The following is a 21,617-nucleotide window of genomic DNA, read 5'->3' as shown; positions in this document are numbered from 1 at the left end:
AGTGGTTTAATAGTGGATGTATTTTTTAGATCATTTGTAAAAATTAAGATTTTTAATTTTAAAAAATATGATTAAAATAACTAAGATGTAGAAGTTACTTTGTATGATGCTTAAATTTTATTTTTAACTAAATTTTAGAACACTCTGTTATTTTTCCATTGTAGATGAGTGATTGTTGATTAAAATTGCTAAATTTAGGAATATGAGTATATCCACTTAAAGGATCAATCACTATGCAAATTTGACGTTTGTATTTGGAGGTTAAGCGAATGATGCAATTTTTGCCGCTTTTTGCTAAATTTTTATCATAGAGGCTTTTGGAATTTTTAAGTGGGGAATATAATCTTCCCATTTCATCAAAAACAATTCTTGTCGAACCACTACAAGATCCTTTAAATTCAACTTTTTCTATATCGAAAGTTTTAAAAATATTAAATCTTTTGGTTGCTTTTTCATCATCCTTATCGATCACTCCACTTTGTCCTGAATTCATGAGTTTTTTAGGATTTAAGATATCTATGGCAATTTCTCTATCGATATTGATATCTGTTTTACCTAAATTTGCATTACCATCGCCATTTTTATCTAAAAAAATAGTATAAGTTTGCTCATAATCAGTCGCTGCAGATTTGATAAAATAGAGTTGCCATCTGCTTTTATACCATTCTCTTTTGGCCACTGCTAGATCTGAATTTCTAAAACTTTCTTGTATCATGGCTAAATTTCTAAGATAATTGATATCGTTAAGAATTTGTTTTGCGCCTAAAATCGATCTGTCTTGTTTTATATTGATTTTAACTATAGAAATAACAATGCCTAAAATAAAAATAATCAAAACAAGTTCTAAAAGAGTAAAAGCCCTACTTAAAGCTTTTGATTTGATATTTTTTTTCAAATTGGCCTAACTTTACTTTGATTATTTTTTGATTTTTATCATCTTCTTTATCATTTTTTATAGCACTTAAATAAAAAGTATTGCTATCTTTGATCCCATAAAATTTTAATCTTTTTTGCAAGGCATCAGAAACTCTGATCGCAAAAATATTTTGCTTTTTTAATTCTTGACTTAATTCTTTGGCAAAATGGTAATTGTTTGCAAAATTTCTTTTAGGATTTGAAACTATATAATATAAAAATTGATTTCCTATAATGACAAAATAGCAAAATAGCAAAAAAATAACTGTGCATTCTATAAAAATTTTATATTTCAATCTAAACACAGGCAATCTTACGCGATAGCTTTCCATAAGAGTTTTTATCATCAAAGGAGTGCAAATAACACAAAATGGAAGAAAATCTTCCAAATAAAGTTTTTGCCTTAAAGAAAGCAAGGAGCAAAAAATAAAAGTAATACTCATCAAAAACCAAAGCAAGCTTTTTTTCTCTCTAAACATCAAACGATAAATAACATAAAAAAAATAAATAAAAACAAGCGGAGAAAAACAAGCGGAGAAAATTCCTAAAGTATCTAAAAAATACCCTCTTGGACGTCCGCTTATATCAAAGCCGTAAAAACTGATATTGATCCCAAAAAGTATCAAAGATAAATTCAATAAAAGAAAATCTTTTTTATAAATTCCAAAAAAGAAAAAGGTTAAAAATAAAATATTAAATGATTTATCCACACACAAAGAAAGGATCAAAAGAAGATAAAAAAGCCATTTTTTCTCATACTCGTAAGCACAAAGTATTGCTAATGTTAAAAAAATAACTATAGCGGCCTCATTGACCAATAAAGCACTCGCAACAGTGCCAGGAAGTAAAATAAAAAGCAAAAGCGAAAGAAAGGTATCAAGAGACGTTTTGGTATATTTTTGTGCTAATTTATAAAGTAAAAAACAACTTAAAAAATGAAAAAACAAAATAGGAAATCTTAAGCCAAAATCATTTTGACCCAAAATAAAAGTTCCAAAATGAGTCAGATAATAAAGCAAATCATGCGAAAAAAATAAAAGAGAATTTCTTTCTCCAAAATAAATTTCAGCTTCATCACTACTGATACTTAAAGTAGAAATTCCATAAAAAAGGGCTAAAAAATCAAAGATCAATAAAATAATAAAATGCGTTTTTTTGACTTTTTTCATGAATTTAATTCTAGCAAATTAATCTTAAATTATAAATTTAGCTTAAAATTGATACTATGCTTAGTTTAATCAAGCTATATATAAATTTTTAATTCACCTAAGGTTAAAATGCAAATTGTCACTCAAATTTATACAAGCAGTATTGAAATCAAAAAATCCACTTTTTTAGCTTTTCTTTGTCCTTATGAACATTTTAAAACACTTTTAAGCAATTTAAAACAAGAGCATCCAAAAGCTGTGCATTTTGTCTATGCTTATAGATATTTAAATGATTTTAATCAAATTGTAGAAGATAAAAGTGATGATGGCGAACCTAAAGGAACCTCTGGAATGCCTTCTTTAAATGTTTTAAGAGGTTTTGATCTGATCAATACAGCTGTCATTGTGGTAAGATATTTTGGCGGGATAAAACTTGGCACAGGCGGACTTGTAAGGGCATATAGTGATGCTGTTAATGAAGTGATCTGTCATTCAACTTTAATGCCTTTTGAAATTAAAGAAAAAATTGAAATTGCTATCAATATAAAAAATCTTGGACGCTTGGAGCATTTTTTAAATTCAAACGCTTTAAAATTTCAACGCGATTTTATAGATGAAAGAGTGATTTTGAGTTTTTATGTTAGCAAAAATGAAAAAGAAAAATTTGAGATATTTTGTAAAAATTTTACACCTCTAGAAATACAAAGGCGGTAAAGCCCCATAAATGGGACTTTGATTAAATTGCACTTAATAAATCATTCAAAAGAGAGCTATTCTTTTGTTCATTCTGATTTAAAAGATCATTATGCACACTTGCACTTTGAGATCTTAAAGAAAGATCCCCTTCATTTTGTCTAAAACGATAAGCATAAACATTTGAATTTTGAGCGTATGTGCTTAAAGAATGATTTGAATTTGAACTCTCATTGTTTATTTTAGAATCCAAATTCTGCGAATTTTCATTCTCACCTAATCTGTCTAAAAGACTTGTGAAATCAGAATTAGAAGAATAATCCTCAACTTCTTTATCCACTTTTTTATACTGACCACTGATAGCATCGTATTCATACGAGCTTATGGTTTTGTAACCTACTTGCATAACTTTCTCCTTTCAAAATATGCAAAAATTATGCAAGCAAAAATCGTTCCTTTTAAAAATCAATCGTGATGAGTTGGGACATACTCCACATCAATTTCGCGATTTGCTATAAAATTTTCTTTAGCTTTTTTGCAGTTTTCATCACGCATTTTTCGGTATTCATTGCGTATAGTAATTTCTTTATCGCTTAAAGGTCTATCCTCTAAAAAGCTGATGTGAAAATAGGTATCATCAGGCTTAGAATAAGTCTTATAAAAATCGATATAATCAAAATAATCTTTTCCGTTATCAAATTCCACAACTTCTTCGATATAAATAGTCGGACCAAAACCTTTATGATTTTGAGTAAAATGCCCAAAACCTGCACTGTATTGAATTCTAAATTTAGCCATTATTTTCTCCTAAAAATTCTTCATAATTTCCTCTAAAGTCTAAAAGTTTTCCATCTTTTAGTTCCCAAATACGATTAGCAAAAGAACTGATGAGTTCCCTATCGTGACTCACACAAAGCACCACACCTTGAAAATTATACAAAGCTTCTCCTAAAGCAATAATACTTTCAAGATCAAGATGATTATCAGGTTCATCTAAAAGTAAAAAATTTGGACGCTCTAGCATAAGACGAGAAAGCATCAAGCGATGCTTTTCACCTCCGCTTAAATTTGCGGCCATTTTTTCTTGATCGCTTCCGCTAAAAAGCATTCTTCCCAAACACTTTCTAATCTCATCTAAATCTTTAAATTTTTCACTCATAAGCCATTCATAAAGCTTTAAATTTTCATTGATGATATTACTCGTATCTTGTGGAAAATATCCAAGCTCTATAGTTGCACCTAAATGTAAATTACCACTATCTGGAGTGATGGCATTTGCAATGATTTTTGCCAAAGTTGATTTACCCACGCCATTTGCTCCGATTAAAGCAATTTTATCATTTTTTTCTATCTTAAGTTCCAAATTTGAAAATAAACTATGTTCATAAGCTTTAGAAATTCCCTTAAGCTCTAAAACTTCATTGCCAATCTCTCTTCCTAAGCGAAAAACGATACTAGGATCCCTGCGACTTGAAATTTTAATTTCCTCAAGCTCTAATTTTTCAAGTGCCTTAGCCCTACTTGTGGCTTGTTTTGCCTTAGACGCATTTGCACTAAAACGGCGGATAAAATTTTCTAATTCTTCTCTTTCTTTTAAAGTTTTATCGCGTTTAAGTTCAGCTTGTTTTGCTAAAAGCGTCGAAGCCATATACCAATCATCGTAATTTCCAGCAAAATCTCGAATTTGCTTAAAATCAACATCTAAAATTCTCGTGCAAATTTTATTAAGAAAATGCCTATCGTGAGAGATCACTACCAAAGTTCCCTCGTGTCTTAAAAGTTCATTTTCAAGCCAAGAAATTGCCTCTAAATCAAGGTTATTTGTAGGCTCGTCTAAAAAAAGCACATCTGCACCTAAAAACAATACTTGTGCAAGTAAAACTTTAAATTTATCTGCGCTTTGCAAAGTACTCATCAAAGCATCAAAATCTTTGATTTTTAAAGAACTTAAGATTTTTTCACAACGCGTTTCACAATCGTAATTTGGATCCTCTTCAGCCGTTATCATTTCAAGTTCGCTTAAGCGTTCATTGATTTCATCGGTAAATTCTTCACTCATATAAAGCTTTTCTTTTTCTTTTAAAGCCTCATATAATCTTTTATTGGCACACATAACCGCATCTTTAATGGTGTAGTTTTCAAAAGCAAATTGATCTTGCCCTAAAACTGCGATCCTTAAGCCCTCATCAAAAACAACTTCACCGCTACTTGATTCTATTTCACCTGAAAGAATTTTTAAAAAAGTTGATTTTCCAGCACCATTAGCGCCTATAAGTCCATATCTTTGCCCGCGAACGAGTTTTAAATTGACATTTTCAAATAAAAGTTGATTTGCAAAACGCATGGTAAGATTTCTTACTTCAACCATAAAGATTCCTTAGATTTTTTGAAAAATTGTAGCGAAAAAAAGCTTGATTTTAGTTTGATTGGAATTTAGGGCAATGTTTTATTGCTCTAAAAATTATTTAAAAATGTGTCAATTTTTTAATTTCATTAAAAAGCGTTTGGCTTTGCTGTTTTATATAAGCAAAAATTTCTTCTTCACAATGGGAATTTTTTAAAATATAATCAAAAGCATTTTTATTATTTTTTTGCAACTTTTCATTCCAAAATTCCACCGTACCACCTCTAGACCTTGTTGAAAAAATTATAATATCAATGTCTTTTTTAACAAATTTCGAAAGCTCATCGAAATCTTCTTCGCAACATTCTTTAGAATCTCCACGACTGATGAAAGCTAATAATACATTTTTAAAATCAATTAAAGCTATAAAATCCTCACCTTCAGTAGCTTTTATTTTAATCAAATTACTTGATTTTTGTTTTAAAATTTTTAAAAAAGTCCAGTTTACTGTTGCTGTTTTTCCACAATTAGCAGGACCTTTTATTCGTATAAAATGTTTAATCTTCATTTTTTTCCTTTCATTAAGAATTTTTATCAATATAAAAAATTAAGCTGATCTAATTAATTTATATTGAAAAATTATTCCATATATTAACTTAATAAATATTAAATATTCTTATAATAAATAATTGAATATTTCAAATGTTTTTAATAAAGAAAAACTAATGTAGAATTTTAAAAATTTTAATAGGAATTAGATGATCAAAAAAAGCAAACGCGACATGGCGTATGAAATTGATGTTGATGTAAGCACACTATATAACTGGAGAAAATATAAACCTAATTTATATCGTATTGTCATGCTAGGATTTAAATTTGATGAACTTTTAGAAAAGCAGAAAAAAGACTACGAAGAACTCCTTCATATGGAACAAAAAATCCAAGAAGAAATCTCAAAATTTAACAAAGACTAATTTTTAAGTTTTTTTATATAAAATTCTCAATTTTTATTATTTAAAGGTTGATTGATGTTTTTTTTAGATTTTTTAAGTTATTTTAGTTTGATTTTTGAAATTTTAACGTTATTTTTAGCTTTTTATTTTAAAAATACGCGTATATTTTTTATCACTCTTGCTTTACTTATCTTTCATTTGCCTTATTTTTTCAATAGTATATTTCAAGCTCACTTGTTTGTTTCTTTATTTTTGCCTTTGATTTTTGTTTTACTTGGAGTAAAAAAAATATCCAATAAAATTTTAGAAAAAAGCAATCTTAGCTCTTTTTTAATCATCATTTTTATAGCAATTTTAGGTTTTATCCTTCCAAATAACACCAATTTCAATGCTAGTAATTTAGACTTTCATTTAAATTTAATTTTACTTAAACCGATCAATGAACTTGCTTTTTTATTTTTTATCCTTTGTGGTTTTATCTTGATTATACAAAGCTTTAAAAGAAAAGAATATTATCTTTTGTTAGCCTTTGTTGGAGCAAATTTACAATTTTTATTTGATTTTTTTTGTGGTGTTAAATACTTTGAATTTGCTAGTTTGATTTTTTGCTTTGTTATTTTGTATCAAATATATCAAAATTTATTTTTTGATGCTTTGACAAAATTGCCCAATGAAAAAAAATTGATGCATTATCTTAAAGGAAAAGATCATTACATCATCGCCTTGCTTCATTTTAATGAATTGCAATACACTCAAGAATCTTATGTCAAGCTTATTTTAAAACAAATTGCTAAAATTTTAAAACGCTTTAAGACAAAAATTTTTATACAAAACTATGATTTTATTTTAATTTTTGATGACAAAAATACTGCTTTAAATCATCTTGCTTTTCTAGAATCGACTTTAAAAAATACAGAATTAAAATTAGAAAATGAAAGCTTTAAACCAGAATTTAAACTTATATGGGAAGAAAATAAGGATAAAAGTTTAACTTATATTTTAGAAAATCTAAGAGAAAAGCTCTCTTAGATTTGATATTATTTTTCGTTTGCTTCAGCATCAATACTTAAAGTGATATCATCACCTAAAGTAAGTGTAGAAGTTCCAGCGCCAAATTTAAATTCAGAACGCTTGATTTTTCCATTTAAAGAAAAGCCTACTTTTTCTTTGCCGTCTTTTCCTTTAGCCATACCGCCTATTTCAGTATCTAAAACCACTTCTTTTGAAACTCCAGCTATGGTTAAGATCCCTGTCATTTTTCCTTTTTCTTTACTAATTTTTTCATATTTTTTCATTACAAATGTCATATCAGGATATTTTTTTGCTTTAAAAAAGTCATCTTGTCTTAAATGATTATCTCTAGTTTGATTATCAGTATTAACAGAGGCTACTTTGATTACAGCTTCAAGTTTTTTAAATTCATAAGTTTTAGGATCAAAATCTATAACTGCACTATAATCTTGAAAATTTCCCTTTACGTTGCTGATTTGCAAATGTTTAATTTTAAAACCGATATCTGTGTGAGCTTTATCTAAAGTATATTCTTGTGCAAATAAACCTGTACTCAAAAAAGATGCAACAACTAAAGAGCTTAGTAGAATTTTTTTCATTTTTTTCCTTTAATAATAATTTTGGTCAAAGAAATTATATGAAAGAAAAAATAATCAATAATTAATATCAATTTAAAGTATTGAGTAAAAATTTCACAAAATCATCAAAATTTGGCAATTTTAAATCTTTCATTTCTCTTTGCTGTTTTCCCCACATACATTCTGGAAAATAAGCGTCATCTTTAAAACGAGCCATTACATGAAAATGAACTCTTGGAACATAGTTTGCAAATGAGGCTATATTGATTTTTTCTGGATTATAAAATTCAATCATAGCTTTTTCACAAAGTAAAATTTTATCAAAAAGTTCTCTTTGTAAATCACTTGGGCAATCGCTTAATTCTTTATAAGGATACTGAGTAAAAATCTTGATCCAAGGAATTTGAGACTCTTCTTTTTCTATGTAAATTAAATCGTTTTTATAAATCATTTTTACGCCTTATTAAATTAAAAATCATAAAAAATATTTTACAAAAATTATCAAATTTTTAAGATAAAATGGATAAAATTCTAAAAAACATTAGGAGAATAAATGCAAATTGGCTTAAATTATAGCTCATATTATCATTTTAATCACTCTTCTAATGACTCAAAAAATGGTAATTCTATAGACTTAAAAGATAATGATTCTATAGATACAAAAAATGACGATGATACCTCATCTAAAGAAAATAATCAACAAGATACACAAATGATCAATGGCGTTGAACTTGACGCTAAACAAATTCAGCAACTTAGAGAACTCCAAAATATAGATAGAAATGTAAAAGCACATGAAACCGCGCATCAAGCCGCTGGTGGTGGATTAGCTGGAGCTGCAAGTTTTACTTACACTAGAGGACCTGATAATCAAATGTATGCTACTGCAGGTGAAGTTCCTATCAGTATGCAAAAAGGAAACACCCCTGAAGAAACGATAGCTAATGCTCGTCAAATTGTAGCCGCGGCTATGGCTCCTGCAGATCCTAGCCCACAAGATTACAAAGTGGCTGCAAATGCAACAAAAATGGAATTTGAAGCTAGAGCAGAAGCGATGAAAATAAAAGCTGAAGAAGCTAAAGAAAAAGAAGAAGAAAACAAGGAAAAAACAGAAGAATCAGATAATGTAGATTCAAAAAATTCTAAACAATCATCCCCTGATGAAACCGCGGATAAAAAATTTAAAAAATTCGTCGCTACAACTTATCAGCAAAATTCTAAAAATAATTACATTCATTTTAGTATCGCTTCTTGATACTCTAAATATACTTTGATTTTATTTATTTTGATGCAAAAAATACTAAGACATTGTATCATCAATAAGCTTGAAAGCAAAAGCTTTCAAGCAAGAATTTTTCCACTTTTATGATATTTCAAAATCCCTTCAGCACAACGATAAGCTAAAGCTCCTACAGTATCTGTTGGATTGTAACCACTATTGTGTTGGAAATTGCCAGCACCTACAACAAAAAGATTATCCGCATCCCAATGTTGCAAATAAGTATTTACGACACTCATTTCAGGATTTGCACCCATGGTTGTTCCACCAGTATTATGAGTGGTTTGATAAGGCACAATGCTATAATTTTTAAGATAAGAACCTTTTTTAATTGATTTTACACCTTTCATTCTTTGTGCTATTTGAGCTGTTTTATCTGTAATGAATTTATGCAAAGCTCTGTCTTGATCTGTAAAATTATAAGTTAAGCGTAAAAGTGGCATCCCGAAAGCATCTTTATAAGTCGGATCTAAACTTAAATAATTATTTTTATGTGGTAAAGAAGCCCCTTGACCTCCAATATAAATATTTCTTGTAAAATTATAGTTTAAGGCTTTTTTAAATTCAGCACCCCATAAAGGAGTTCCTTGAGGGACTGGGGCTGATTGTATAGGGCGACTTCCGGATTGGACACTATAAATCATAGCCCCGTGAAGAAATTTTTCTTTAGAGTGATCAAAATTATCTCCTATAAAATCATCGCAAGTTGTTCCAAGCGCACCGGATCCCATAAAAGTGTTAAATTGCTCATCGAAAAAAGCAGTTGTGCCCATATTCATTTGATAACAATAGTTTTTACCCAAAGTACCCTTGCCTGTTTTTGGATCGTATTGTGATCCAATATCACTCACCATTAAAAGTTTAGCATTATTAAACACATAACTTGTAAGCACGACTATATCAGCAGGTTGAATATATTCTTTCATCGTTCGAGTATCTACAAATTTAACCCCTGTAACCTTACCGTCTTTTTTTAGAATTTGCGTAACATTGCTATAAGTGCGTATGGTATATTTACCTGTACTCATAGCTTTGGGAATGACCGTTGTTATAGGACTTGCCTTTGCTCCATATTCACAACCATACCTTTCACAAAAAGCACAATATTCACAAGGAGCTAATTCTTGACCATCTGGATTAATATAACTAGATTTTGAATTAGCCGCTGGCAATCTAAATGGATGTAAATCCATCTCCTTAGCTGCATTTTCAAAACGTTTGAGTATTTTTGTATTTTCTAAAGGTTTTTGAGGATAAGGACTTGATCTAAAAGAACCCATTTTTTCAGCAAGTGGGTTTGGCTCTCCAGAAATTCCACAAGTTTTTTCAAATTTATCATAATAAGGCTCCATATCCTCATAAGTTAAGCCCCAATCTTGCAAAGTATAATCATCGCCTAATTTATTTCCATATCGCTTAAAACTTCTACTTTTGATTTCAAAATCATAAGGCATAAATCTAAAAGTCCAACCATTCCAATGTACTCCAGCACCACCAACATTGTTTCCAAGCAAAAAAGAACCCATTTTTCTATAAGGCAAAGCTAATTCTTTAAAATCATTTCTAAAAGTAACCGTATCTTTGGAACAATCCTGCATTAAACCATAATTAATTCCATATCTCCACTCATCATGGATAAAATTAAAATTTTCAATACTTTGCATATGTCCTCGTTCTAAACTAAGGACATGAAGTCCCGCTTTTGTAAGTTCTGCAGCTATAATACCGCCTGTCCAACCTGCGCCTACTGTTACTACATCTATCTTTTTTAATACTTCAGCCATTTTAATCCTCCATATCTGCTAAACCCACAGGTTCGATATTAAAAAATTCATCACTTGAAATTTTATCAATATAACTCATTTGAGCACCAGGATACTGCATCATTCTCCAACCATTTTTATTGTCATTTCCACCATAAATTGGATCTGCCAAAACACCTGCAATTGTCATTTCTCTTAAAAGGGTAAAAAAATAAGAAGATTTAAAACCTACAGTTTGAATTTTACCTTTTTCAAAATCTCTTAAAATTTCATCTTGCTCTTTTCCCCTAAGCGAAGAAAAAGATTTTTTATAACGTTTTTTAGCATTTTCTTCAAGAGCATGAACACCCTCTAAAAAAATATCCTTACGTTTCATAGGGGTTTGATATCCTTGCTCTTTTTTGCCATCTATAAAAGGCCCTTGCATATATTCTCTATCATTGTATCCATACGCCGAGGCTAATTGATTATCAATAAAATAAGGAACACCTAGACCAATAGCTCCTTCTCCTTGCTTATCCTTAGGATAAATTCTTTCACAAGCTGCACTCAGAATATCAAATTCAGTTTGAGTTTGAAAAAACATTCTACCTCTAATTTTGTTTGATTTAGTTTGTAAAGATTTTGGAGAACCTGTAAGCTCTGCTGCTTTTAATACAGCACCACCACCTAAAGTACTTGCAGCTACAACAGAGCCACCCAGAAGTCCTAATTTAAAGAAACTTCTTCTATCTATAATATTATCTTGCATTTTGTTTCTCCTTTACATACGCAATTAAGATTATGTTACTCTTATTAATATTAACTAGACTTTAAATTAGAAAAATAATAAATATTACTAAAATTGATGGGGAGCTATAGAAATTCTAATAAATTTCTATAGTTTTAGAGTTTAATTCTTTATAAGCAGCACAAGCTTCTTTATGTTTTTTATCACAAGCCATACCAAAATAAATTTTAGCCTTTTGCAAATCTTTTGTTTCAAGCTGGTTGTAGCGTCCAAGAAGATAACACGCTTCAGCATAGCCTAAATTGCAAGCTTTAAAATAAAAAGATAGGGAATATTTTACATTTTGCCTTACCAATTCCCCTTTTTCATATAAAAAACCCAATTTATAACAAGCAGCAGCGTCTTTTAACTGACAAGATTTTTTGTAAAAATAAGTCGCCATCTTTCCATCTTTATCTTTTTCATAAAAAAGAGCTATATTGTTACAACTTTTCACATCTCCTAAATTACATGCTTTATTAAAAGCCAAAATTGATTCGTTCGCATAGCCTTGATTTTGCAAAATAAGCCCCATGTTAAAGCAAGCTTCAGGCAAACCTAAATTACATGCTTTATTATAAAGTTTATAAGCAGTGTTAAGATCTCTTGAAATTCCTTGAGCATTTTCAAGCATATAAGCCATAGAAAAACAAGATTTTGCACTATCTTTTTCGCAAAGTTTTTTAAACATATCATACGCTTTAGAAAATTTATTTTCTTCATAAAGCTGCAGGGCTCTTTCTAAATCACTAAAAGCAAAAACGAAACTGCAACAAATCGATATTAAAATTAGAATTCTTTTTAGCATTTTTATTCCTTTAAAAGTTCGAAAGATTTAATGATTTGGTTTTTTCTTTTATCAAGTTCTGTTTTTTTAAGCTCTATAAAATGTTTTTTATTTTCGATTAAAATTTTATTGTCCTTAAAAAAATTCTTGATCATTTTTATAATAACTGGCTTATCAATCAATAAATTTTCAAATTCATAAACATTAAGCTCCTTTAAAACCCTTTCATAAATTTCACTTTTTTTAGGATAAAATAAAGCAAATTCGGAGCTATCTAACTCATAAAGGGTGCGACTTTGATTTATTTTATCACTTAAAAAGCTAAGGGTGAGTCTTGTCGCGTTTTCATAATTTGCAAAAGCTTTTAAATTGAGTTTTTCAAAAAATAAATCAAGCTCTAATGCATTTTTAAACAAAAGTTCTTTAAAGTCTTTTAAAAAATATTCTTCACTCGCATTTGAAAAAACTCTAAGCTCACTAAAATTTCTATCGCTTTGAAAAACATTATCTTTTTGAATGTTTGAAAATTCTGATTTAAAAAATAAAATTTTCTTTTCCAAAACATTTATCAAATTGACTAAATTTTCCTTAATTTGCTCAAAAGAATGATAAATTTCATTTTTAATTTTTTTAAATTCTTTATTCATAGAATCTGAATGATAAAACATCGATAAATAAGTATCATCAGTTGAAATGTAAGGTATTTTATAGGCATATTTTACGTATAAATTTTTTGTTAAAATTTTTTTTGATTTTTGATAAAAATAAGCTTCTTTTTCTTTAATGCAATTAAAAATTTCATTTGAAATTTTTTCACCGATACTTTTTAATTGATTTAAAATTTGATGATTTAAAATTTCAATTTCTTTTAAAAATCCTTCATATATAGAATTTGCATGTTCTTCATAAGTTTGAAAATTTAAAAAAAGTTGATCAAAAATATCTAAAAAAAGCTTATTTTCATTGTCTAAAATTTTGCATAAATTAAATATTTTCCTTCTTGTAAATTTTTCCTTTACTTTTTGATCATCGATAGATTGTAAAAAATCAATTAAAAGTTCAAAATTAGAATACTTATAGCTTTCTTGAATTTTAGCTTCTTTACAAGATATAGCGATAATATCTTTAAAATATTGAGAAAAATTTTTTCTAACATAATTTAAAACATTATCCAGTTCTTGTTCATTTAATTTATCTTTTTGATTTAAAACACAAATACTATATTCGCCTAAAATTTCCGTATTTTCCTTGATAACCTCTTCTTCGCTTTTTTTCCCTGCATTATCAATTAAACTTAACCAAATAGCTGCATGGATATTTTTTAACTCGCTTAGTGTGGTTAAGGTATCATTTTCGTTTGCATTCAAACCAGGAGTATCAATAAGAGTGATTTTTTTCAATAAAGGCACCGGAGCAAAAATGTGTAAATTTTTAGCCTTTTTAATCTCATTTCTTTGATCTGTATATAGAGCAAGATTTTCTATTTCAGTAATCAAATCGCTACCATCTTCAAATTCCACTCTTAAAAAGTATTCTTTTGCATAATGTAAAAAAGTTGGCTTAAAAGTTACAGGAATGACGCCTGTAGGCAAACATTCTTTTTTTAAGATCAAATTTAAAAGACTTGATTTGCCGCTAGAAAATTGCCCGATAATTGCTATATTGATATTTTTATCTAATGAAAAACATAACTCTTGCAATTCTTTGCTTAATTCACGACTTGGATGCATAAAAGGTTCATTAAGATTTTGACAAATTGTTTTAATTTTTCCGCTAAAACTATCATCATAATGATTAATATAAGCTTTTTCATAAGAACTTATAAAATCATTTAAAATATTAATTTGCATGTAAAAGATCCACTTTAAGCTGTTTTAATTTAGCAATATTTTGTAAATTATCTTCAAAAGAAGTGAGTATATTGCTATTTTTATCATTGATTTTATTCATTAAATCTTCAATATTTTTTAGCTTTTCTTTTTGAATTTCTTCATAATCTTGAAGTTTTTTATCTAAAAAATGAAAAAATGCTCCATTGATATCAAGACTTTGCAAAATATTTTCAAAATTGAAATTTTGAAAAACAGTATTAATGCTTTGAGTCAATTTGATCTCAAGATTAAATAAATCAATATTTTGATTTACAATATTTTCAATTTCAAGTTTTAGTAATATTATTTTTTCATCATTGAAAATATTTTCTATATCTTTAGAAATTTTATCTTTAAAATTTTCAAAATCATTACTAAAATTTTCTTTTAAAAAATCATATTTCAAAGACAGATGAAGTTTTAATTCTTCAATTTTTTTCATATTTTTAAATTTAACTTCTCTTAAAATATCGCTTATACCATCTTTAATCGTTGTATCTATAATCATTAAAATACGTTTTACATCAACTTTTTGAGATTTATTTTTAAAATATTTTAATTCATCAACTAGCCTATCTTTAAGCTGTTTTGCGAGTAATAATACAAGATTATCAATCCCACTTTCTAAATTTTGAAGTTCCACAATAGAATTTGAAATCTCATCTTTGGCTTCTTTTAATATTTTTTTTTGATTTTGCATCTGGAGTAAAAATTGCTTGTTTTGTTCGTCTAAATTTTGTTCTTTTTCTTGTATAAATTTATTTTGCAATTCATATTCTTTTAAAAGATAATCTAACTCTAATAATAATTCTTTTTTATAAGATTCTAAGGCAATTTTACTTTTTTCTCCAGAATAAAGCTCATTAAATAAATAATTTTCAAATTCCTTCATTCCGCTTTTTTCAAGACTTTCTTCACTTGCAAGATTTTTATAAAAATCATTGGCCATTTTCGCACTTACTGATAAAAAGTCAATCTTTGCGACTAAATTTTCATCTTTAAGCTTTTCTTTGAGAACCTTTTTAATATAATTTTTCACCTCATCAAGCTCTTGTTTTTTTAGCAGATCAGCTTTTGTTAAGATGATTAAAAATTTACTCAAACGTGAATTTAATAAACAATGAGTTAAAAACTCGATATCTTTTTGAGTTAATGCTTGTGAAGCATTCATGAGATGGATTAAAAAATCACTCTCTTTTAAATATTCATTTGTCAAAATTTCTCTTTGAATAACCACATCATCAAGCCCAGGAGTATCAACAATGCAAACATTGTTTTTTAAAAATTCCAAATCGCTTTTAATCTCTATTTTTTTAATCAAAGCCGAAATATTATTTTTAGCAGAACTAAAATTTTTTAAATCTTCTAAATTAATTTTTTGACTTAAGGCCTCATCTTTTATATATTTATCAATATCAAGCTCTAAAACCAAACGATCGAAAAAAGCTTTTAATTCTTCATTAAAGCTAGAAGTTTTTAATATATTTTGCCACTCATATTTATCCCAAAAATAAATCATAACTTCTTTATTCGCACCATAACTTATAAGAGTTAAATTAGCCGTTTCTGGAATATTCGATACCCCTAAAATATCTTTTTTTAAAAGGGCATTTAAAAAACTAGATTTCCCTGAATTCATAATTCCAGTCACTGCGATATTAAAATCTAATTTTTTAAATTTATCTATTTTTTTATGAAGTCTTATTTTTGCATTCTCATCAAAACTTAATTTACAAAGCTCTAAAGCAATAATATCTAATTGATCACATTTTTTTAAAAAAAGTTCTTTTTTATCTACAGCTTTTATTTCCATTTTTTCAATGAAATTAAAAACTTCACAATTATCTGAAATTTTTTGCAAAATTTGCAAAGCATCTAATAATTCTTGTTTTTTAACCCATCCTGATTTACAAAGATTTATCGCACAAATTTGTGCCTTTTGAATGCTAAAAATATCCACTCTTAAATGAATTTTTTCAAAAATAATTTTAAATTCATTTAAAAGAAAATATCTTTCATAATTTTCTTGATTTACGCTTAAAATGATAGCGAGTTCTGATACATCTAAAATATTTTTATCCTCAAAATTGAGATTAAAATCTAAAAATTGAAGTTTATTTTGCCAAATTTTTTGAAGCAAATCTTTCATGTTTCCCCTTTAAAAAAGGGGAATAATCTATTTATTTTTTTGTGCAACAAGTTGTCTTCTCATATAAGCAATTTTGCTTTGCAAAGGTAGATCTTTAGGACAATTATCTTCACAAGCAAGTAAAGACATACATCCAAAAACACCATCATCATCACCGACTAATTCATAAAAATCTTCTATACTTCTATGATCATGCGGATCTTGTAAATATCTTGCTGTTCTTAAAAGTCCCGTAGCTCCTATAAAATCAGGTCTCATAAGCTTAGTTGCACATGAAGCAACGCAAATTCCACATTCTATGCAACGATCAAGTTCAAAAGTTTCATCCGCAACTTCAGGTTCTATTCGTTCTTCTAGTGCTGAAATATCAGTTTCCTTTTCATTATGAACCCAGCTTTCAACACGTTTACACATACCTTCAAACCATTCTCCAGTATTCACGCTCAAATCTTTAATATGTCTAAACGCTGGCATAGGCATAAGTTCAATAACACCATCTTCATAATCTTTTGTCAAAGTCTTACAAGCAAGTTTTGGCACACCATTGATCATCATGGCACAAGATCCGCAAATTCCAGCACGACAAACAAAATCAAAACTAAGATCAGCATCCATCTTTTCACGAATCAAAGTCAAGCATACAAAAACAGTCATAAAAGGAGTTTCTTCAAGCTCATAAGTTACAAAATGTGGTTTTGAAATTTTGCTTAAAGGATTATACTTAAATGCTTTTATAGTTAATTTTCTACTCATAATCCACTCCTATTCTTTGATTTGGTTTTTTAAATTTTGCTTGAAGTTCATAAGGCATTAAAGCATCTTGAATTTCATAACGACTCTTGCCTTCTGCTTCCATTTTTTCACGGATTGCATCCACTTCAGCTTGGCGTTTTTCACTTAAAGGATTTTCGATAATATTACCTTTTGCTCCATATCCACGGAATGCCGGTGGCATTTCCATTTTCATAATATCAAGATCTTCATATTCTACACGTGGTAAGGTTTCACCTTCAACCCAATAAGTATTTGTTCTTTTCATCCAATTTAAATCATCTCTTTTTGGATAATCTTCCCTATAATGTGCTCCACGACTTTCTGTTCTTAAAAGCGCTCCATAAGCAACACAAAGTGCAATTTTTAACATTCTAGGAACTCTATACGCTTCTTCAAGTTCTGGATTAGCACAATCAAGCTCTTTACAATGTACTTTAACATCTAAAGAATCTTTATAAAGTTTTTCCAATTCATCAACAGCTTCTTTAAGTCCTTCTCCAGTTCTAAAAATAGCTACTTTATCCCACATAATTTCTTTCATTCTGTTTTTGATTTCAAAAACATCATGTTTGCCTTCTTTATCTACTAAAGATTTAAGATATTGATATTCTTTACTTAAGAATTCTTTAACAACATTTGTATCAACAACTTCTCCGTTATTTTTACAATATTGTGCAAAATAATCCCCTACAATCATTCCGGCAACTACAGTTTCGGCGCAAGAATTTCCACCCAAACGATTAAATCCATGCATATCCCAACAAGCCGCTTCGCCGCAAGCAAAAAGACCATCTAACCATTGACTTTCACCGGTTGGCTTAGTTCTAATTCCGCCCATAGAATAATGCTGCATAGGTAAAACTGGCGCCCAACCTTTTGGACCCTCATCAGCCGGATCAATTCCATTAAAAGTTTTACAAATATCTTGCACATCGCGGAGATTTTTTTCAACATGAGCACGACCCAGTATAGAAATATCAAGCCATAAATGATCCCCATAAGGACTTTTAACACCTTTTCCTTTTCTAATGTGCTCCATCATTCTACGACTAACAACGTCACGACTTGCAAGTTCTTTTTTCTCTGGCTCATAATCAGGCATGAAACGATAACCATCTACATCACGTAAAATTCCACCATCTCCACGACAACCTTCAGTAAGTAAAATTCCACTTGGAACTATAGGAGTTGGATGAAATTGTACTGCTTCCATATTTGAAAGTCTGCAAAGTCCTGTTTCAAGAGCTATAGCTGCGCCTGTGCCTTCACAAATAACGGCATTAGTGGTTTGTTTGTAAATTCTTCCATAACCGCCTGTTGCTATCATAGTTCCACGTGCGATATAAGCGATCAATTGTCCATTAGTTAAATCTCTTGCAATCACACCTAAACATTTTTTACCATCATGGATAATTCTTACCGCTTCCATTCTATCAATAATCTTAACTTGATGTTTAATAGCCTCATTTGCTACACCATAAAGCATACAATGCCCAGTTGCATCAGCTATATAACAAGTTCTCCATTTTTTGGTTCCACCAAAATCACGTGCATTAATAAGGCCATGAGCTTCTTCTTTTTCTTCAATAACTGTTTTTTGTGCATTAATAACTACAGTTCTTGGTCCTTTTGTTACTCTAGTCCAAGGCACACCCCAAGCTGCAAGTTCCCTAACAGCTTTTGGAGCGGTTTGTGCAAACATTCTTGCTACTTCCTGATCACAACCCCAATCACTTCCTTTAACTGTATCTGCAAAATGAAGATCTTCATTATCTCCTTCACCCTTGGCACCATTTGCAAGACTTGCTTGCATTCCTCCTTGAACGGCTGCAGAGTGAGAACGTTTTACCGGACAAATACTCAAAAGTGTCACACTTTGACCACTTTTTGCAACTTCAATTGCAGCCCTAAGACCTGCTAAACCTCCGCCTATTACCAAAGCATCACTATATTGTATATTCATAAATTTGCTCCATTAGTAAGTTTATATCATTGCAATGGTTAAATTTGATAATTTGCTAAACCAATTTTTACAAAAGCTAAAAGACTTAAAATACCTAAAGATAAGAAAAATATACTTATAACCCATTTAGCTACTTTAAGTTTTTTTCTGCTTTCTTTTGCATTTTTTCCTTCAAACCAACCCCATTTAACGCAAAGCCTATAAAGACCTATACTTCCATGAAGCTCTACGCATACTAAAAGCACAGCATAAAAAAGCCACATAAAATGACTTATTACTCTATCTCCTGACATAGCATCGCTGATTTTATCCGCATTTGTAATGACAAAAATAAGATGAGCAGAACCCAAAAAAAACATTAAAAATCCAGTCAATGCCTGAACCCACCAAAGCGAAGTATCGCTATGTTTCATTGTTTTAGCGTGCACTCTTAAAATTTGATATTGGCGATAATTAATAGGAAATTTTCTCATAGCCAATAAAGCATGGACAAAAAATATCACTAAAACACAAGTTGCTAAAAAAGAGGTAATATAACTCATGATAGGATTATTATAAACAAATTTTAATTCTAAGAAATGAACAACAGAATTAAAAAAATCCCCGCTTACTAAAATTGTAGACACGAAAAACATATGCGCCCACATAAAAAGACCTAAAAAAAGACCTGAAGCACTTTGGATAAAGTCTAATTTTGCAGGCATTTTGCTTTTTTTGCCTTCAATGCTCTTACCCAAATAACCTTCGATAAGCCCACTCATCTATACTCCTTTACAAAAAAATAAAAAAACTTTTGATTATATTACAATAATCTTTAATATAAATTAAATATTTACTTTTTTAAATTTTATCCAAACATAAAATAACAATGCAACAATAAGCATGATCAAACTTAAAATTTGCCCCATACTCATCCCCCAAAGCACAAAACCTATTCCAAAATCAGGCTCTCTAAAAAATTCACAAATAAAACGTGCTAAAGAATACATACAAGCATAAACAATGATTAATTCTCCGCAAAAAGTTTGTTTTAATTTTGCCATATAAACAACAATAAAAACAACAATGCCTTCCAAAAAAGCCTCATATAGCTGAGATGGATGTCTTAAAACTCCATTGACATAAATTCCCCAAGGCACATCAGTTATACGGCCAAAAAGTTCTTGATTTAAGAAATTTCCAATACGTCCAAACACATAAGCTAAAGGCACGCTTAAAGCTACTAAATCTAAAAATTTCCAAGGATTTTCTTTGTGTTTTTTACAAAATAAAAAAGTTGCTATTAAAAAACCAATAATAGCTCCATGATAACTCATACCACGAATTCCTACAAATTCATTATTAACATAAGGATTAAAAATTTGCCAAGGATGAGTAATATAATACATTGTATGACTATCATAGATTAAAATATATCCAAGCCTTGCACCCAAAATCACTCCAATTTCTACCCAAACAAAATAACTATCCAAGCATTTATTACTAATGCCCATATTCATCTTTTTGGAAAAAAACTTAGCTAAAGCTAAAGCTAAAATCAAAGCTAGTACATACATAATTCCATACCAATGCACTTTGAGTCCAAAAACACTGAACGCAACAACATCAAAATTTGAATAAATATGTCTCCAAAATTCCATATATTTTCCTAAATTTTTGTTTTCTAAAATATAGCAAAAAAACTTTAACTTGCTATAATTATATAATTTTAATCATTGACAAGGATAAATCATGAAAAAATATTTTTTTATTTTTATTTTTTTATTTTTAAGTGCTTGTAGCAATACCAGTAGCACCTTTGTAAATGTTTCGATGCCTAATTTTAAACCTCAAACCCCTATTAAAACGGAATCTATAGATTCTGGAATTACCATTGCTCTTGAGCCCATTAACATAGAACAAAATAATAATTATTCTGATTATTTTGAAAATTCTGTACTTAAAATTCGCATAGAAAAAGAGATTGAACTTTTAAAAGAAAATTTAGAAGAACAAATGGCTACTGTAGCAAAACTTAAAGGTTATAAAATAGTCAATTCAAATCCTGATTACACCCTTAAAAGTTTAATCAGCATTTATATAGAAGAACAAAATCCGCAAAAATCAGATAGTTTTGTAAGTGGGGATTATGTTAAATCCAATCTAGGAATTCAATTCCAAGGAAAAATAAACTTTATTGACTCTCACAATCCCCAAAATTCAACCGATTTAACAAGTAATACTAAATTAAATTCCTTGATCGCTCTTACTTATCCTATAAAAAATGATGATGGAATTAATATGTTTAAAACCACTATATCCACAGTTCCAACTCAACTTAATAAAGGTTTAGAGCGTCCTGCATTTGAAATTGATAGAAGTTTTATAGCTTTTTATAAAAATACCCTAAATACACTCTATAACAATCTTCCAAAAGCTATAGATATAGCACAATCTTCAAATAATCCTGAAAAATTTAATAGCTTTGATAATAATTCCTCCTTTGAAGAAAACCCTTCACAACAATCTAACCATACTTTTAAAAATATTCCAAATGATAACTCTAATGTAAAAAAAGAAAATGATATAAACAATAATACAAATAAAAATCAAGATGGAGTTATTATTTTTGAATAAATTT

The 21,617-nt window shown here is 29.0% G+C and carries 22 protein-coding genes; 5 read left to right on the top strand and 17 right to left on the bottom strand.

The genetic code is table 11. From position 1 onward, the window contains the following. Window positions 1-127: 127 nt before the first annotated feature. Window positions 128-895: a type II secretion system protein gene (locus tag H2279_RS00785; RefSeq protein ID WP_337195267.1), complete on the bottom strand. Its 768-nt coding sequence runs from the start codon at window positions 893-895 to the stop codon at window positions 128-130. Further along, window positions 861-2,084, bottom strand: coding sequence for a hypothetical protein (locus tag H2279_RS00780; RefSeq protein ID WP_337195266.1), 1,224 nt, complete (start codon window positions 2,082-2,084; stop codon window positions 861-863). Before H2279_RS00780 ends, H2279_RS00785 begins: the two co-directional genes overlap by 35 nt. Window positions 2,085-2,192: 108 nt before the next feature. Here H2279_RS00780 and H2279_RS00775 point away from each other — a divergent pair, with 108 nt between their 5' ends. Then, window positions 2,193-2,777: an IMPACT family protein gene (locus H2279_RS00775; RefSeq protein ID WP_337195265.1), complete on the top strand. Its 585-nt coding sequence runs from the start codon at window positions 2,193-2,195 to the stop codon at window positions 2,775-2,777. A 22-nt stretch (window positions 2,778-2,799) separates the two neighbouring features. Here the strand turns inward: H2279_RS00775 and H2279_RS00770 are convergent, their stop codons facing one another. The 4 genes from H2279_RS00770 to H2279_RS00755 form a co-directional block, all read right to left on the bottom strand. Continuing rightward, window positions 2,800-3,162 (bottom strand): hypothetical protein, encoded by a 363-nt coding sequence (locus tag H2279_RS00770; RefSeq protein WP_337195264.1) that lies wholly within the window; start codon window positions 3,160-3,162, stop codon window positions 2,800-2,802. Between the two features lie 59 nt (window positions 3,163-3,221). Then, entirely contained in the window at window positions 3,222-3,557 is a 336-nt protein-coding gene (locus H2279_RS00765) for a hypothetical protein (protein ID WP_137623200.1), read from the bottom strand. After that, window positions 3,547-5,124 carry an ABC-F family ATP-binding cassette domain-containing protein gene (locus tag H2279_RS00760; protein ID WP_137623201.1) on the bottom strand — a complete coding sequence of 526 codons (1,578 nt, stop codon included), beginning with the start codon at window positions 5,122-5,124 and terminating at the stop codon, window positions 3,547-3,549. The genes H2279_RS00765 and H2279_RS00760 overlap by 11 nt, the downstream gene beginning before the upstream one ends. A 97-nt stretch (window positions 5,125-5,221) precedes the next feature. Next, window positions 5,222-5,668 (bottom strand): hypothetical protein, encoded by a 447-nt coding sequence (locus H2279_RS00755; protein ID WP_337195263.1) that lies wholly within the window; start codon window positions 5,666-5,668, stop codon window positions 5,222-5,224. A gap of 190 nt (window positions 5,669-5,858) precedes the next feature. On the opposite strand from H2279_RS00755, the gene H2279_RS00750 reads away from it, so the two are divergent. Both H2279_RS00750 and H2279_RS00745 read left to right on the top strand, forming a co-directional pair. Further along, the gene (locus H2279_RS00750) at window positions 5,859-6,074 is read left to right on the top strand and encodes a transcriptional regulator (RefSeq protein ID WP_337195262.1); all 216 of its coding nucleotides are present in this window, start codon (window positions 5,859-5,861) and stop codon (window positions 6,072-6,074) included. Between the two features lie 54 nt (window positions 6,075-6,128). Continuing rightward, entirely contained in the window at window positions 6,129-7,082 is a 954-nt protein-coding gene (locus tag H2279_RS00745; RefSeq protein WP_337195261.1) for a hypothetical protein, read from the top strand. An 8-nt stretch (window positions 7,083-7,090) separates the two neighbouring features. Here the strand turns inward: H2279_RS00745 and H2279_RS00740 are convergent, their stop codons facing one another. Then, the gene (locus H2279_RS00740) at window positions 7,091-7,663 is read right to left on the bottom strand and encodes a YceI family protein (protein ID WP_337195260.1); all 573 of its coding nucleotides are present in this window, start codon (window positions 7,661-7,663) and stop codon (window positions 7,091-7,093) included. Between the two features lie 67 nt (window positions 7,664-7,730). Next, window positions 7,731-8,093 (bottom strand): HIT family protein, encoded by a 363-nt coding sequence (locus H2279_RS00735; protein ID WP_337195259.1) that lies wholly within the window; start codon window positions 8,091-8,093, stop codon window positions 7,731-7,733. A gap of 102 nt (window positions 8,094-8,195) precedes the next feature. Here H2279_RS00735 and H2279_RS00730 point away from each other — a divergent pair, with 102 nt between their 5' ends. Then, window positions 8,196-8,897: a putative metalloprotease CJM1_0395 family protein gene (locus tag H2279_RS00730; protein WP_337195258.1), complete on the top strand. Its 702-nt coding sequence runs from the start codon at window positions 8,196-8,198 to the stop codon at window positions 8,895-8,897. Window positions 8,898-8,983: 86 nt separating this feature from the next. Here H2279_RS00730 and H2279_RS00725 read toward each other — a convergent pair whose 3' ends face one another. The 9 genes from H2279_RS00725 to lgt form a co-directional block, all read right to left on the bottom strand. Next, window positions 8,984-10,705, bottom strand: a complete 1,722-nt coding sequence (locus tag H2279_RS00725; RefSeq protein ID WP_337195257.1) for a GMC family oxidoreductase — start codon at window positions 10,703-10,705, stop codon at window positions 8,984-8,986. Between the two features lies 1 nt (window position 10,706). Further along, window positions 10,707-11,435 carry a gluconate 2-dehydrogenase subunit 3 family protein gene (locus tag H2279_RS00720; RefSeq protein ID WP_337195256.1) on the bottom strand — a complete coding sequence of 243 codons (729 nt, stop codon included), beginning with the start codon at window positions 11,433-11,435 and terminating at the stop codon, window positions 10,707-10,709. A 115-nt stretch (window positions 11,436-11,550) separates the two neighbouring features. Beyond that, window positions 11,551-12,261, bottom strand: coding sequence for a tetratricopeptide repeat protein (locus H2279_RS00715; protein ID WP_337195255.1), 711 nt, complete (start codon window positions 12,259-12,261; stop codon window positions 11,551-11,553). Between the two features lie 2 nt (window positions 12,262-12,263). Continuing rightward, window positions 12,264-14,090, bottom strand: a complete 1,827-nt coding sequence (locus H2279_RS00710) for a dynamin family protein (RefSeq protein WP_337195254.1) — start codon at window positions 14,088-14,090, stop codon at window positions 12,264-12,266. Further along, a complete protein-coding gene (locus tag H2279_RS00705) occupies window positions 14,080-16,260 on the bottom strand; it encodes a dynamin family protein (protein ID WP_337195253.1) in 2,181 nt (726 codons plus the stop codon). Before H2279_RS00705 ends, H2279_RS00710 begins: the two co-directional genes overlap by 11 nt. Window positions 16,261-16,287: 27 nt before the next feature. Then, window positions 16,288-17,013, bottom strand: coding sequence for a fumarate reductase iron-sulfur subunit (locus tag H2279_RS00700; RefSeq protein WP_137623213.1), 726 nt, complete (start codon window positions 17,011-17,013; stop codon window positions 16,288-16,290). After that, the gene (locus H2279_RS00695; protein WP_137623214.1) at window positions 17,006-18,997 is read right to left on the bottom strand and encodes a fumarate reductase flavoprotein subunit; all 1,992 of its coding nucleotides are present in this window, start codon (window positions 18,995-18,997) and stop codon (window positions 17,006-17,008) included. Before H2279_RS00695 ends, H2279_RS00700 begins: the two co-directional genes overlap by 8 nt. Window positions 18,998-19,035: 38 nt before the next feature. Further along, entirely contained in the window at window positions 19,036-19,758 is a 723-nt protein-coding gene (locus H2279_RS00690) for a fumarate reductase cytochrome b subunit (protein WP_337195252.1), read from the bottom strand. Window positions 19,759-19,821: 63 nt separating this feature from the next. Beyond that, on the bottom strand, window positions 19,822-20,637 hold the full coding sequence (gene lgt / locus H2279_RS00685) for a prolipoprotein diacylglyceryl transferase (RefSeq protein WP_337195251.1): 816 nt from the start codon (window positions 20,635-20,637) through the stop codon (window positions 19,822-19,824). A gap of 91 nt (window positions 20,638-20,728) precedes the next feature. Here lgt and H2279_RS00680 point away from each other — a divergent pair, with 91 nt between their 5' ends. Further along, window positions 20,729-21,613, top strand: a complete 885-nt coding sequence (locus tag H2279_RS00680; protein WP_337195250.1) for a hypothetical protein — start codon at window positions 20,729-20,731, stop codon at window positions 21,611-21,613. Window positions 21,614-21,617 lie beyond the last annotated feature (4 nt).

Origin of the sequence: Campylobacter sp. B0100352/1 (genome assembly GCF_020135855.1) — a bacterium.
GTDB lineage: Bacteria > Campylobacterota > Campylobacteria > Campylobacterales > Campylobacteraceae > Campylobacter_D > Campylobacter_D taeniopygiae.
The sequence above is the reverse complement of the archived record's forward strand: the minus strand, read 5'-3'. Positions and strand labels throughout refer to the sequence as shown.